We start from the raw sequence: 16,263 nt of genomic DNA on the forward strand, positions 1-16,263 counted from the left end.
CAAACTCCTTCCTAATTCATTCCTTTGACCTTATTTGGAGGCTCTGGTATATATCTGTCATACCCAGTCGCAAACCGGTTCAAGGAACCATCGGCTTTAGGCCCTTGATATACACCTGCACTTGTCAGACTTTCGAGCAGGCGTTGGCGATTCATCTTAATATCCGGATTCATGATATTCGCGACAATGGATGAACTTTGATATGCATTGAAGGGCTCTCCTGATTCCTCTGGTTCGCCCTGTATCCCTTGACGCGGTAAATCATGGTAGAGTAAATTTTCTGAGATACTTAGCTTCAGAGGCTCTATATTTTCACGGGGAGATGCAATGCTAACCCCTGTAAGATGAGATATTAACTTTGCATCACTTGAAGTGCCCCAGAGTACCGATGGGACCTCAGATATTCTTGGGTCAATACGCCACTGAATAGGATTAAAGGATTCCGAAGCTAATTTTATTTCGATCTTATAGGTCGGTTCGAAGTTAAGATCCATTGGACGAATATATACTGAGTCGCCAGAGCATTCCTTCTCATCAACAAATATTTTTTTAACGGGGATCGCGCTGTCGACAACTACTTTAAATTGATCGGGACGGACTACATAAATATCTTCTTCGTCGCTTACTTCTTCTTTGCGGACAAGGCCGTCAGCTATTCTTATGGTACAAGGATTCTCAGGCAATAAGCTTCGAAACTCTTTCCAGCCTACTGTACTCTTATCCGATACACTCTCTTGAGGTGCTCCGAAACCTACCGTTAACTTGCAGTAACGATGTCCCAGCATAGCGCGTCCACCAATAGGAGAACCCCATAATTCTAAATCTGCACCGATTTCTACCTCAAAATGCAGTTTTATTCCTGCAACCCGTGCTCGAAAGGACATGCCCGCACGAATACCGACTTCGACAGAGAACTTAAAGGGTTTCCACTGAGCAAAAAAGTCAGCCACTGCTCGAAACCAAGCCCGGAGAGAACCTGCATGGAAGAGCACCTCTAAACTGGAACCACCCATTAAAAAGTCTGGTGTAATGGCGAAATAGGATTCCCCTTTAATCGTCAGGTTGGGCTCTACTGACCAATTGTAGCCTAGCCGGGGCACGGTCGGATAATGTTCCGGCTTTTGAAAAGCCGGGTGATATCCACCAACGGATAATACAAAGTCACCCTTATGGCTGTCGCCGAACCAAGCATATAGAGCAAATCCACCCGTTAGTTCACATTTCTCATGAAGCACATAAGATTCTGGCATCAATTCACCAGATATCCCAAATAACCCCTCTGCAGGGCGGATGATCGCCCTCAATTGCATTGTTACATCCGCGAACTTAGGACCTCCGGACTCAGGTATAGTTAGATTGGAGATACCGAGGAGCGCTAACTCGAATTCCCGACCAAAGATGGCAGCTAAAACTGCTCGCGATTTAACAAACTGATACGTTGTGAAGTGCATCCCTACAGCCAGCCAATGTTCTCCAAGCGCCGGTTCAATCCAATCCTGATCCTGTAAATTCTTGATTGCTTTATCTGAGTTTAGATCTTTCTGAAGTAGCGGAAAATCATCGACCTCATGGACTTCTGGTACTCTTAAGGTACGATTGTATCCGAGACCTCCGGTTAAATCCGTAATATACATAAACGGAGGTCCTCCGAAGTTACCCTCAGTTCTCATGAAAACAAATAAGGACGGCTCCGCTAACTCTGTATACGACCCTACCGCATCTAACGAGTACTCTGAAGCTTTAACCACAGCCCCCCCATCAAAAGAGGCTTTTTCGAGATTCCGGAGGAATGTTCCGCCTACCTCCACCGGACCTGTTTCGTAGTCAACCCCGATACCATTAAGTCTGAACTCCGGTTTGAATGATTGAAAAGGTAGATGAACGCCCAGTTCCAAAAGTGAAACCGTTAATACATCAATAGTCAGACTTGCATCTACAAGGATATCCAGCCCGTCATCGACAAGACGAAGGCCAATCCGTTTAAAAAGTAAAGGGCCTAACGTTCTTTGAACCTCACACCATTTTGTTTTTCCACCCACATCTGCAAGCAGCAAATTCGATGGACTTGCCCCATTGGAGGTAAGTTCTGCTAACATTAGGTGCAAAGGTATTATTGTGTTTCCTACCGACATCTCCGCACGCAGCACTGCTCCGTTAAGATCCTCCTCTGGAAAGACCGGATTTTGCTGTAATAACTCGTTTAATTGTTTGATCTCGTTTATTGTTATGACAGCAGTAGCGTTAAGTGGTATTAAGATTTGAAATTTTTGAATGGACACGGATTCCGCGGCAGGCAATTTCCCTTTAACCATCGGTAAGTCCGCAAGGCTAATGGATCGGTCTATGGTGCAGGAAATCGCGAAGATCCATGAATTGTCATCATTCCTTAATCCCGCTAAAACGACCTTGTCACCTTCAGCAGTCCGTTCCGCGGTAAGCACAAAAGTTCCCTTCGTGACCTCGTAGATAAAGCTTATGTTAGAAATGGAATTAAGCGATTTCGGGAGTTGAATTTGGAAGCCAACAGCATCACATAATTGTTCAAGCGTCCCCCCTTCAACGTGCCCGGTAATACGATCAGAAGATATTTCCTCTATGGGCAGTATCAACTTGCCGAATTCCAGAACGTATCGAGTCACCAAAATTTCAGCGGCAGGTGTAATACGTATGTCGGCTATTAATTTAATCCTCTTGGGAAGGTGAATGTCTGCTCCTCTCTGCGGTACGGTGTTCAAAATCACCGAACCGTCAGGTTCCACCTCACCTGTGAGCTCAAGATTCCATTTTTTAAATAATTCAATATTGGCCTTGAAAGTGAACGCAGGCTTACCGTCCGTTTTTGGGTAAACCACCGCCGCTTCCAATTGCAAACGAACGTTCGTTGAATTGAGTGCCACTTTAAATACCGGGATCTCGAAAGCAAAAGGCTTAAACGTAATTATGGACCTTGCTGGAGCTAACTGGTTAACCCGCTGCTCCAACCAACGAAGAATGACCAGTCCACCAGTAGAAAAGTCGAAGTTACCGAGAAAGTTAATCCCCGCTTGCAATGGTTCTTCTCCGGGAATATCTAACATACCATCTGCTGAGGCTAATCTTAGAGAAACCGCATGCTCCGATAGTTGAATATCACGCCAAAACGGACTATCCTTTAAGTCTGGAAATCTCTCACTCCACAAAGATCCTGGACTGAGAGGGATTGTAATTATAATTTCGATTTTTTGCTCATGTTCTAAAAACGCAAAGGTAAGCAATTGATCTGTAGCTAATAACGCGTTTCCTTCGACTTTACCTCTAAAAAGGATCCGATTTTCCATCTTCTCTGGTTTAGAAGGCAGTTCAGTAACTTTTAACATTTTGCTGATTTCCATGTCTTCAAATAAGCGTTTAACACTATCTAGTTGAAGTTTCTCGATATCAAGAATAAGCGTTCCGTCATTTTGGTACATGGATATTAACTTAAGTAAGAGATCATCCATTCTTATTCCCCCAAAGTACCTCTGAGATTTTTTACAGTTTTATGTTTCCTCCAAATATCTTGTTTATGCAATAAAAGTAAATTTTTATGATTTTTATTACTTCTTCTCTAATCCCGTTGAGAGAGTATGAATCCATCGAGGTAAGCCATTGTTGCTGCCGGGGTATAATCCACTAATATTCGTTAGGTTTCAAACCAATATCTAGTGGTATGTAGATATCCCACCCTAAATTCAATAAATCTCCAAACATTATCCAGATTACCACTTTAAAAAATTAAGGAGAGACCAAAGCTCTCCTTACATCTATACTGCATATGAAATTCATGATAATAAAGACCTCCATCTCTTTAACAATTTCTGTTGTCTTTCCATCAACACATTCTCTAGCTAAGTGTTCCTAGCACTTATTTCACTTTTCAAGCTGGAAGCGCAAAGATTCCTTTCTTATACTCTATCCTTAGCGCAGATGTAGCGAAATATATATTCATTTACTGCTAATTAATATCTCTTAACACTAAGGATCCATTTTAAATGAAAAGGCTCTAGACTGCTGCACTTAGCATATCCACATAATTATTTAATATTATTAAAAAAGATATATTTTCCCAGAAAGCATAAGCATTAAATAAAAAAGAGCCATTTTAATATGGCTCTTTTTTTTAATATAGTAAGAGTGTCTCACATTATATTATTCCTTGCTAATTCAGCACCTTCACGCTTCATTTGTTTTAATACATCAACGTACACATGAATCGCGGTAGCAACCTCACTCTCAACATCTGTAGAATGTTTCGTGTAAAATGTTCTTATTCCTTGTTTGTTAATCCCTGGATATAAATTCTCTGTTTCTCCATGTTCAATTACTGCATAAATACCATCTTGGCGAGAAATTACTAATTTTTTATAATCATTCCAGACTAAATCAGGCTTTTCGCTAAAACCCCAATTAATAATTAAGTGGAAGTTACAATTCCCTATATCATATCCAAAAATTTTCTGAGTATGGGTTTTTATGCTTGCAGTATCTTTCCCTTTCAATATTAGAGCTTCACCCATTAATAAGTCTTTATTTTGATGAGAACGAATAACTAGATCCCTTTCTCCTATTCCTCCTCTATCTCCTAGCTTTTCACGTGTGTATCCCCCTCTGCTTTGGGTATGAGTAATCCACCCAAAGGTATCTACTAAATTGGAATCCATATGTGACTTAAACAAATCTGTATATCTATCCTCTTCAGCAGCTTTATTCTGAGATGGCGTAACAATTGATGATAAATTCTCGATTATCTTTAAATTATCAAATATTTTTCCTATCAGAAAACTCGACACACTTTCTTCTTCATTTCCTGTAAACAGTTTGACCTGCTCCTCTGGTCTTAGCGTTTTAAGTTTGTTAATACTACTAGCTCTCAATTCTACACTCTGTTTTAATAAACTAATTTGCTCTCTATACTCACTTACTTTCCCCTCGTTATGCTTTCTACCTATAATTATCCCTTTGGTCATAGCAATATTTGTATTTTCAGGATTTAATTCTTGAGCACGGTCAATATATTCTTCAGCCAAGATTAGATCCTCTTTCTCTAAAAAACTTAATGCCATTAATTCGTATACGATAGCACATGTAAAAAACCCATCAAAACCTATATAGTTTTTTTCACCCGTTCTTTGCTCACGTACCATTTCCTTCAAAGTATTCCAATTATATTGAAATTCTAAAAACTCCCTAGCCGATTTTATTACTTCATCATGCTGATTTAACTTAGAATATATAATTGCTAATCCAAGATGTGAATATTTTGGAAAATCATCATTTGGTCTATCGTACAGGTCTAATTCAAAATACTCAATTGCTTGATTAAAATAATATACAGCTTTTATAAGATTATTTTCTGCTTGATATATCTCTCCCAGGATACGATAAGTTTCCGCGTGATCCTCATTTATTTTTAAAGACTTTAATAAACACTCCTTAGCTGCTTCTAAGTCATTTGTTTGAAAATATATCTTTCCTAATAGTAACAAGACTTCACTATGAGTATTTTTATCTCTATAAACTACTAACAATTTTCTTGCTTTTTCATATTCTTCTAAGAAGTAATATGCTTCCGCTAAATCATATACTCCATGAATATCTAGTGAATTCATGGACTCTAGTAATATAGTTTTTTTCTTATGAAAAAATTTATTTGCATAAGAATCCCTAAAACCATTAAAAACATATTTACAATTGTACTCATAGTTAACTATTACTCCGAGCCCACCTAATTCAACTTCTTGATTTCTTATTAACCCCTCACATTTTAGGCAAGATTCACTAATATAATAAAATTCCATCTCATCTTTTCCTATATTTACAAAATCACTCCAATTGCCCCTAAGTTTTTTTAGCTGAAAGTTATTGCAACAGCTTTCACAAACAGCACCCCCTGTTATGTTACATTGGAATTCTATATTTTTTTCCTCACAAATGTCACAATTACACAAATTGGTTCCCTCTTTCCTGTTACCCTTTACTCTTTGCTCTTTACTCTTTGCTCTTTGCTCTTTGCTCTTTGCTCTTTGCTCTTTGCTCTTTGCTTATATATTATCTACTTTACTATGTAAAAACAAAACTTCATAATAAGTATTGCTCTAATTTCTATTCGATCTTCTTTTTTATAAAATGCACATATCAAAAAGACCTAACCATTACTTTGATTAAGTCCTTTTGTACATGTATATTTATTTTAAAAAATGTTGACAGCAGATTAACTACCTCTTGTCTCTCTATCCAATTACCTAGTTTATTTCGAGTCTCATCACCTAATTCTTTTTTGATACATCATGTTCTTTAATTTTTGTATTGTATCTTTCAACAACTAAATTCCTTGATCCCTTGCCTCAAGCATACTATGGTGTTCACGCCAAAACGCAAAAGCAACTTTTTCAAAATCTGTATTCCCTACATATTCCGACATGTATAAAAAATCTTGGAGGTATTTATTTTCTATAATATCTATTATAGAATCTATTCCATCTTTCCCCACAGCTTTTTTTAATCTAGAATAACTACCCACATCAAAATTACTAAAGGTATACCTATCATTCTTAGGATTATAAGATTTCTGTGCAAATCCTATTAATAATTTTTCTACACCATTTTCTTTCTTAACCCATTTATTTAGGCTTATTTTTAATTTATCTTTATGATTTTCACTTCCAAATTCACTTAACATAGATACTATCGTAGAAGCATTTACTCCGTAATTATCTAGAAAATTCTCATCGCCTAATTCTGGTATTATTTTTTCTATAACGCTTATAGCTACTTTATTTATGTCATTCTCTTTTAAAATATGCTCATTTCTAGAAGCTAAATCGAGATATCTTAATAATTCTACACTAAACAGTAACTTATCTATTGATTTCATCACTTTCTCAATAACATCCGCTCTTCTATCTTCTGCTTGTATGCTTAAAAGTCTACTTATTATCAGGGCTGTCTGTTGTAGATTATTCATATTTCCAATTCCTCCAGCAGGAATTGAATCCTCTAATTCTACTAAGCACATCATTAAAATTTCCGCTTGCCTTGGCTCTAATACATCTAAAATCATTTGAATTTTTCCAATTAACTTTAAGTAATTACGTGCACTAATTATATCTTTAGTTTTATTAATTACACTAGTAATATCTTCATTTTTCAATTCATTAAGTAAATCATTAAATTTCTTATCAGATATTTGTCCATCACGTACAGAATATGCAAAATACTTATTAAAATAATCAGCTGAACAAATTCTTTTCTCCACTTCCCAATTTTCATCATACGCTGCTATATCATTTTCTTGACCAGTGAATAGATATTTACTCCTAGGAAATAATATATTTATTAGGTAATCAATATTTTTCTTTTCTTGATTAGTAAAATCCTTGAAAACTCCATCTAAAATAGATTTATATTCTTCATGAAGCTCTTTTGTTTTTGGGCTACCAGCAGTTAAAAAGGCATCTGAATGTTTATATATAAATTTATATGTATCCGGTAAAAATACTCGCATTCCTTCGATGCATAAAAAATCTACTATGTTTACTTCTTCCTTAACTAAAGGTAATGAAAATACAATTGAATTTTGATACCTTTTAACAGACCTAACGGTTAAAGGAAAACTCCCCATCGAACGTTCCCAAATCATTTCAAATCTAATTCTCTCATTATCAGGTAAGAAAATCTGATTTTTTTCTAATACTTTTTGAATTTCTCCAAATAATATATTTTGAATATCAATATGATCAACAGGTGGAAGGTACAATGGTACTTGTATTATTTTTTCTAAGAATGACTGTCCCATATTACTAGATTGTTTACCACTATATTGAGTTGATAATACCTGTGCTACTATTTCTTCATCTAACGCTAATATATAAGTAGTGTATTTAAAATCAGCAATTGCTTTTACCAGTTTGAAAATTGAATGTATTTCTTCATCATCTAATCGATCTATATCATCAATTAGAACAATTATTCTTTTATTTTCTTTTTCAAGTTGTTCTTCAATATTTTTTTTCAGACTAAATATATCATTGTTTTCTTCTTTGTTACCTATAAAGTCTTTAAAAGAGAAATTAACTACTCCCATTCGTAACGTAACAGATGTAATTTTTTGAGAATAATCTTTAATATTTGATATTAATTTACTTTTTTCTCCAGAAAAATTGTTTTCTATTTCTGTAACTAACTTATTGAAAAATTGTAAAATAAGTTGCTCTTCATCTTTAAAATACCAAGGATTAAAAGGTACTATAATCGTATCATGTTGCTTATTAAATTCTTCTTGCATTAAATTCAATACAGAGGTTTTCCCAGTTCCCCATTCACCATAAAGCCCAATTACAATGCTCTCTTCTTTCTTCCAATAATTAACACTAGTTACCAATCTTTTTACAAATTCTGTTCGATTTAACTTATCATCTTTCGATTCTTTAATCGCCATATCAGAGCTATAAGATTGGTCATTCAATTCTTCTTCATTTCCCTCTTTTTTATCATACTCCGATGAAAACCTTCTTTTTCTTAGTATAAAAACTATTAAATAGAACGCAAAAAGTGCACCACCTAATATTTTGGTTTGTACTATCAGAGATCCCTGTAACAATCCAAAACATACTGCAATCCGATAAAATACTATGCTTAAAATAATAGAAATAATCCACTTATCAAATTTAAAGGTAAAAGCTGGATAATTAATAATTCCTTTTAAATATTTATTCCTAATAACTCCGTATATAAAAATAACAATCAATACAATTAAAATAGGTAAAACAAACCAATAGCTTTTTACATGTTCAACAATTTCATTTAATTCATTAGATCTTGAAAGTAATTTTCCATCCAGAAATCCTTCTATAGAAAATATAATTGTCGCCAATAATAATATCATTAGTAATTCTTCAATTGCTTTCTGTTGTTCAGAAAGCATAGTCTTTACTTTTTTCATTAATGTGACTAGCTTACTCATCTAATTTTTCTCCAATCTATAATATACGTTTCCATTCATATACCGTGTTTATCTCTATTCAATTTTTAACGTAAACAACACCTAAGATAACTCTGTATGGTTTCTATATTTCCATATTGGAATTATGGAGCATTCCTACTAAACCAACTAAATGTTTTTATACCAATGTTTTCTCCATAGGTTTCAGCTAGTTCTTTTACCCTTAATAAGTTCTCCTCGATAGTTTGTACTTGTTAATCTTTTTTGAGGATATGAAAAATGTGTTTCATTCTATTTTCCTCCAAATTATAGTTTTAACATATGTATTAGATACCGCTCGCGAAAAAAATATATTTGCACAGCAAGATAAAAAGTCATTTTAATATGAAACTTCTTACCTCTTGTTCACTTTTCAAGTGTAATATCAAGATGCACATACTAAATTCAGTTTGTTGATATTTTTACCATTTACATGTTTACTACTTTTTTATATGAAACGTAGAAGAATCCGCCCTAAAAATAAAAAGTAAAAATAAAGAAAAATTTCACCCCTGTATACTTTTCTATGAAAGAAGCCCCACTTAAAAATTAAGTAGAGCTTCCTTTTACTTCATTTTCTTTTAAGAATTCTATACCCAAATACACTGTACCGCTGCGCTGACAGTCATGCTGAACTAAAAAGTATTAATATTTGTTTAAAAATGGTCTACTTTCATTAATAAATTATCCTGAATTCTTCTTCAGTAATGATTCGATCAACTAACTCAATTTTTTCAAAAGGCTTACTCTGTTGCTCAATATCAGTCTCACCAACATAATAAATATTAACATTACCATTAAAAGCGGCATCTAAAATTGCAAGCATATCCTCTTTAGATGAAATAATGGAATTTTTAAACATTTTATATACAAGTGTTGGTGTCGTTAATTGGTAAGGGGCTTGTACATTGTGATATTTCTTTGTATAAGTATTTATATCAATTACATTTGGCCTAATAACTAAATCATCACTTACAAAAATGTATTTTTTACCTAAAGGTATTTTGGTTAGAATTATTATACAAATCAAAACTAATTCTTCTGCCAAACTATCCGCTGTTACTTTTTGATTACGAGCGAATTGAAAAAAATATTCATATAATAGGTTTGTTCCAGGATTATTACCTAAGATTTTAACCTTCATATCAATTCCAATATTATTCATAATTTTATGGACTGCCTTTTTAGGTTTTATAACTTCTTTAATTGCATATCCCAATAGTAAATTAGCGTCTTTATTCCTAATATCTATCATGTGTTGCAAAGCATCCACAACTAATTCTTCATCAAAAATTAATATCTTAATACCACTTTGGGCAAGATCTTTAATAAATTCTATTTGGGTTTGGTGAATCTCAAAATTATTTGATGTTAATTCCATTAATACAGTTCTTGTAATTATAATCATGGCATTATGACTATTGTAATATTGAATAAGATAACTTGTACTTGGAATTTTTGAATGATGAAGTAATGAACAAGTATCATAGAAGAAATAATTATTTCCCCTAAACAATAAATTAACTACTTCGCTTTTATCAGAAACTACATATTCCTCAATTTCAGAAAAATTAGAAGGGTGTTCTCTATAACGTTTACTCATTTTTATATTTTATTTGAGAATATAGCCGTTCAATGCTTTCCATTATAATTTTAAAATCGTATTCGGATAGCAATTGTTCTTCAATAAGCTTAACCCCTTCATTATTAAGCATATTCAAAACATTCGGCATTTCATCTTTTAATGTCGGTTCCAATATTTCTTTATCTAGCCAAAGTTCATCAAATAACTTTTCAATATCTTTATTATCATACTCTAAAAGTTGAGCAACATCTTTTATATCATTTAATATTTTCAATTCAAATACTCTTAATAGAACAGCAATAAATGGAGAATTAAAATAATGCATTAACTTAATAATAGTTTTTTCAAGTACATCATTGTCATTAGCATATAAATTATACATTTTTTTAAATTCCAGTTCAGGCATTAATAAATTGGCAGCAAATAGATTCGCTTTACACTCATTTTCATTTGATAAATAATCTTGATTAAAATGCACTTCTCTTTTTTCATTAATATGATCTGGTACACCATTTAATATATGATAGATATCATGACAAAACGAAAAATACATCTTACTTCTAGGTTGATTTGAATTCAATAATAAATACTTACTGTATTCAGTTTGAAAAAAACATGCCCCGAAATCATCATCTTTCATTGGAATTTCTATTGTTAGTACATCTAACTTCTGACCTATTTCTCTCATTATTTTAGGGATATCTCCATCCCATTGAACTCGATCATAAAATTCTTTTAAATCTTTACTTACACATTTTTCATATTCCCTATTTTTTATGATAATATCTCTAAACCTTTTAAATTCCATAGTCCAATACCTTTAATGCATCCTTTTTCATCTTTTTATCAATACTTAAAATAGCATCAATATGCTCTAGAAAATCAAAGATATGGTTTGCCAGTTCTTTTTTTTCTTCATTTGGTAATCCCATCGAAAAACCAATTGAAGTACTTTCTTTATATTCTGGGGTTAATAAATTTAACTTTTCTTGCGTAAAATAAGAAATATCCTTATCTAAAGATTCAGCTATGCTTTTCATGTCCTCATAAGTTATTGGTTGTTTACTATTAAGAAGTCGCGAAAACTTATTTTTTTCGATACCTGTTTGATTAATAATAAAGGTTTGCTTTATCTTAAAGTGATTGATATACTCATTTAAATTCTCAATAAACTTTGTCATACAAATCCCTCCTTTATACCTATTGTATCAAAAAATGATATCATTATTCAACAAATCATTAGAAAACATCTGAATTTCATCTGAATTTTAGAATGTGATTATAAATTAATATCATTTTTTGATAATCACTCATTGAAATAGTATTCTTATTTTCACAATACGTTCCCCTAAACCCTTCGCTTCTAAAAATACTTTTAGACTCAATAATCTTTAATAAATACATTCAATCTTAACATTTTAATATTTCTGTATCCGAACTGATTTATTCATTTTTAATTTAGTCAAATCTAAATTTTTATTTTGACTCTTTTATTAACTTTTAACCATACTGTTAAAATATAATAAAATCGTTTGATTTCTTTTTGATAATCCTCTTTTATCTCCCCTATATTTAGAGAATTTATCTTCTTATAATTGATAACAAATAAAATAGACATACTTAAAGCATGTCTATTTTTATAAGGAATATTTAGTCTATGTTACATTTTTTCTAATATTTCTTGTCTTTCACACCACTTTGTTAACTTTTCTAACGCCTTTTTAGATAGACGTTTTGTTTTATAATTACAAAACCTAGATAATGTAGACGGAGAAATACTAATTTCATCTGCTATTTCACGAATGCTTACTTTTTTTTCATTGTGTACTTTCAGTATTTGTTCACGGATCTTCTTCTCTATTTGTTCGACTGATTCTACAGTCTTCTTTACTTCTTTAACAACTGTTACTTCAGGTAATTGTTCTTGAAGTTCTTCTGTACATTTCTTTCCGATTACCCTATCCATTGATTGCAGCATTTCCTCAGGCGGTAAAATCGTTATTCCTAAATTAGCGTAATAGTTTTTAAACCAATTACGTTTCCCAATTTGTTGTTCATCAAGTGGGTCACTATACTCCCAATGAGAAATTACTTTTTCATTTTCTAAATCCATTAGAACATTTTCTAACTGTTCTCTAATACGATTTGGCTTCCAATCTTTTGGAATATCCATTACTGCTAGCAGCCCTTTGTCCCCGCCTATAGAATATGGTTTTTTCAATGATGAATACATTTGTCTAATTCTCCATTGCCATGTTAAGTATCGAATTAACCTTTTATGATATTTGTGTCTATAACTATTGTATTCAAGTGCTTTTTTAGACAATAACGCTGTTGTATTATTTGATCCGTATAAGTAATTGGTTAAAAAGCTGCCTGGCTTAATACGACAAGACTCAATGCCCATGTATTCATTAGTAACACTATGCCTCCATAATACAACTGAATCTAATACAAATAACCTTTTGATTACTTCACGTTTTAATTCTAAACGTTCTCCATCATCATCACGGTCATTTAATACTACTACCTCATTATCATCATTTAAATAGATAAAAATGCTTGCTAAAGCCGCAATTCTCTTTGCTATTTTAATTTTATCTTCTGCTCTATAGTATTCTTTATTTTTGACTACTGTTTTTGGGATGTTGCACATCTCTAAAACTTGCTCATAAGAAAAATCAATGAATTCGTCTGGAGATTTTGCTTCGTTTATCCATTGTATTGTAATTGCATCTAAACAATCTGCTGTTAAATCATCCATATTACTCATTACATCATCGACAAGGGTATTCCACCGAGCAGCTTCTTCTATATTTGTAAGTCTTAAATCTTCATCTTTGTGTGAAGAAAGCTGAGCTACACCATTAGAAGATTTAGTTTCAATAGGATATTGTAAAACCTTACTTAACTCATCTTCTTCAAATTGATTTTTTGCAATCCCATCTCTTAGCTTATAATAAACAGCAGAGTTATTTACCTCATAATAATCCTCATGGTTTACTATGTTTGTCTTATTTATATTTTGATCATTTTCTACTACTATGGAACTTGAAAGTGCTATATCTTGAAATTCTTTTTCTATAAATCCTTCAATTTCTTTATATATTTCTTCCTTATAGGAATCAATTTTCGCATAGATTTGTACTAATGTAATACCGGATTCTTGCTTTTTTTCTAACCAAGACACTAATGCAGTAAATGATGGAGATGCATGAGATGAGGTTAATACTTTATTATTATTGTTTTCAACATCTTTAAAGTATGCATTCCACTTATTCCATACTAGCTCATTTGTTTTATAAATTGGCTCAGAGATTAACAATGCATCTCGAAACATTTGTAATAAATTATCCACTTTATATTCCTCCCTAAACCATGGATCATAACAAAGTAGTTTTCATCATAAAATTCCTTACTACTATTATATTTAATTTATTGTAACAGATATTTACAAGATTTTGCGTCTTTCTTCCCCTAACTCGTCATCTTGCAACATATTTTCTCTTTCCCTTCCTATTTCTTCTCTACTTGCATTCCTTTTGCGCTTTGCTTTCCCTTAGTCCTTAATTTGCAACATGGTTGCCTTTTCTCTTCCCTATTTCTTCTCTACTTGCATTCCTTTTGCGCTTTGCTTTCCCTTAGTCCTTAATTTGCAACATGGTTGCCTTTTCTCTTCCCTATTTCTTCTTTACTTGCATTTTTTTGCGCTTTGCTTTCCCTTATTCCTCAATTTGCAACATGGTTGCTCTTTCTCTTCCTATTTCTTCTCTACTTGCATTCTTTTTGCGCTTTGCTTTCCCTTAGTCCTTAATTCGCAACACGGTTGCCCTTTCTCTTCCTATTTCTTCTTTACTTGCATTCCTTTTGCGCTTTGCTTTCCCTTAGTCCTTAATTTGCAACATGGTTGCTCTTTCTTTTACCTATTCTTCTTTACTTACATTTTTTTGCGCTTTGCTTTCCCTTATTCCTCAATTTGCAACATGGTTGCTCTTTCTTTTACCTACTCTTCTTTACTTGCATTTCTTTTGCGCTTTGCTTTCCCTTAGTCCTTAATTTGCAACATGGTTGCCTTTTCTCTTCCCTATTTCTTCTTTACTTGCATTTCTTTTGCGCTTCGCTTTCCTTAACTCATCAACTTGCAACACGTTTGCAGTATCCTTTCCCTATTTCTCTCAACTTGCAACAGTATAATTTATTTTTCAACCTAGTAATTTTAAAATTTTTAAGCTATTTTTCTTATATTTTGAGTAAGTTACATACATAAAATGCAACATGTTTGCGGTATCCTTTCCCTAACTTTCCTACCATTTTCACTCTAATCCCTTATATACCAAGGGTTTAGGTACTTTTCCACTTACTTATATACATATCATCCAACTTGCAACACGTTTGCGGTATTCATGCCCTTATTCTTTACACAAGATGCAACACTGTTTGCGGTATCCTTTCCCTATTTTCAATCTATAAGTGCCAAAAAACCCTTTTATATCAAGGGTAATCATTGCAATTCATTATTAATGATCCTGCTAACCAACTTGCAACACGTTTGCGGTATCCTTTCCCTAACTCCCCTATCATTTTCACTCTAATCCCTTATATATCAAGGGATTAGATAATTTTTCTGCTTATTCATATACATATAATCAACTTGCAACACGTTTGCGGTATCCTTAACACAAAAAAAAATTAAGAAATTCTCTTAACCCTTGATACGACTAGCTTCATAAGCTGTTGCAAGTTGCTATTTTTCTTCTTAAAGGAGCACATTTTTACAAAATTCGTTTTGCTATAATCAAAATTGGAATATTTTATAGTAATTTGGCATATCTTTCTGAATTTGTAGAACGGAGGTGAAAAAGATGGGAAAATCATTTGTGATACGTAATCAACGTAGCTTAAATGGGGAAACAACCAATGCTGTGTTAGTAACATTAAAAGCTTGGCAAAAATTTGTGGAAACATTTGAGGAGAAGTACTACAGCTATAAAGATACATATTTAGAAGATATTCTGCAGCACATGACATACGAAGAACGTATTGCTGACGTAGAAGGCTTTGTCGAAAAAGCCAAACCATCTTTTTCACGTCGCGCAATGTCTGCACTTGCAGAAAAAACAGGAAGAAAACATAAATTATACGGCATTACGAATGCTGATCTCGAAGTTTTCTTATATCTACATAAGAAATGCTTTACTAATGGTGTTATTCCAAATGTAACAATACATATGATGTGGGAAGATTACAAGCAATACAAAGAAGAATTTGCTTATATCCAACACTCTCAATTCTATATTGCATTAAAGAAATTAAACTTACATAACATTATCTCCATTGAAAACGGAGTAGATGGCCGATATACTGTCAAGCTGACTCATTTTATGAATGAGGAAACAGGAAAAGCAAATCCATACGTATATATTAGTCCTGTTGTATTTACAAAGGCTTTCTTTAAGCTATCTGTAGCGGCTAAGAAACTATTCTTAGATATCGCCATGCAACAACATACAGAAACAACATTAAAGCGTTCTTTAGACAAGCAGGACGAAAGAGGCAACAAAACTCACTTCGGTGGGATGTATCGTTTCTTACATAAAAAATATCCGCATCAGATCCGTGCGGTTATCGAGGAATTAACAACTGCATTACCATGTACGGGGAATCCCCTATTCAAAATTTG

At 33.0% G+C, this 16,263-nt stretch carries 7 protein-coding genes and 1 pseudogene; 1 reads left to right on the top strand and 7 read right to left on the bottom strand.

Annotated elements, in window-relative coordinates; genetic code table 11:
- Window positions 1-11: 11 nt before the first annotated feature.
- The 7 genes from H6481_RS18570 to H6481_RS18600 form a co-directional block, all read right to left on the bottom strand.
- Complete coding sequence (locus tag H6481_RS18570; RefSeq protein ID WP_182812758.1) at window positions 12-3,479, bottom strand: DUF6603 domain-containing protein; 3,468 nt, start codon at window positions 3,477-3,479, stop codon at window positions 12-14.
- Between the two features lie 678 nt (window positions 3,480-4,157).
- Complete coding sequence (locus H6481_RS18575; protein ID WP_259347375.1) at window positions 4,158-5,816, bottom strand: tetratricopeptide repeat protein; 1,659 nt, start codon at window positions 5,814-5,816, stop codon at window positions 4,158-4,160.
- Window positions 5,817-6,340: 524 nt separating this feature from the next.
- Window positions 6,341-8,980, bottom strand: a complete 2,640-nt coding sequence (locus tag H6481_RS18580; protein WP_182812764.1) for a P-loop NTPase fold protein — start codon at window positions 8,978-8,980, stop codon at window positions 6,341-6,343.
- Between the two features lie 694 nt (window positions 8,981-9,674).
- Window positions 9,675-10,601, bottom strand: a complete 927-nt coding sequence (locus H6481_RS18585) for a transposase (RefSeq protein ID WP_182812767.1) — start codon at window positions 10,599-10,601, stop codon at window positions 9,675-9,677.
- Entirely contained in the window at window positions 10,594-11,391 is a 798-nt protein-coding gene (locus H6481_RS18590; RefSeq protein WP_182812770.1) for an ImmA/IrrE family metallo-endopeptidase, read from the bottom strand. Before H6481_RS18590 ends, H6481_RS18585 begins: the two co-directional genes overlap by 8 nt.
- Complete coding sequence (locus H6481_RS18595; RefSeq protein ID WP_182812773.1) at window positions 11,381-11,764, bottom strand: hypothetical protein; 384 nt, start codon at window positions 11,762-11,764, stop codon at window positions 11,381-11,383. The genes H6481_RS18590 and H6481_RS18595 overlap by 11 nt, the downstream gene beginning before the upstream one ends.
- A 479-nt stretch (window positions 11,765-12,243) precedes the next feature.
- Window positions 12,244-13,941, bottom strand: coding sequence for an XRE family transcriptional regulator (locus H6481_RS18600; protein ID WP_182812776.1), 1,698 nt, complete (start codon window positions 13,939-13,941; stop codon window positions 12,244-12,246).
- A 1,504-nt stretch (window positions 13,942-15,445) separates the two neighbouring features.
- Here H6481_RS18600 and H6481_RS18605 point away from each other — a divergent pair.
- A pseudogene (locus tag H6481_RS18605) lies at window positions 15,446-16,263 on the top strand (hypothetical protein); the annotation flags it as partial.

The sequence above is a fragment of the Bacillus sp. ME78 genome, assembly GCF_903970865.1.
Lineage (GTDB): Bacteria > Bacillota > Bacilli > Bacillales > Bacillaceae_G > Bacillus_A > Bacillus_A cereus.

Bases quoted from the DNA above. Each gene is read 5' to 3' on its own strand.
- H6481_RS18570 (WP_182812758.1), bottom strand. From the start codon at position 3,479: ATGGATGATCTCTTACTTAAGTTAATATCCATGTACCAAAATGACGGA.
- H6481_RS18575 (WP_259347375.1), bottom strand. From the start codon at position 5,816: ATGGAATTTTATTATATTAGTGAATCTTGCCTAAAATGTGAGGGGTTA.
- H6481_RS18580 (WP_182812764.1), bottom strand. From the start codon at position 8,980: ATGAGTAAGCTAGTCACATTAATGAAAAAAGTAAAGACTATGCTTTCT.
- H6481_RS18585 (WP_182812767.1), bottom strand. From the start codon at position 10,601: ATGAGTAAACGTTATAGAGAACACCCTTCTAATTTTTCTGAAATTGAG.
- H6481_RS18595 (WP_182812773.1), bottom strand. From the start codon at position 11,764: ATGACAAAGTTTATTGAGAATTTAAATGAGTATATCAATCACTTTAAG.
- H6481_RS18590 (WP_182812770.1), bottom strand. From the start codon at position 11,391: ATGGAATTTAAAAGGTTTAGAGATATTATCATAAAAAATAGGGAATAT.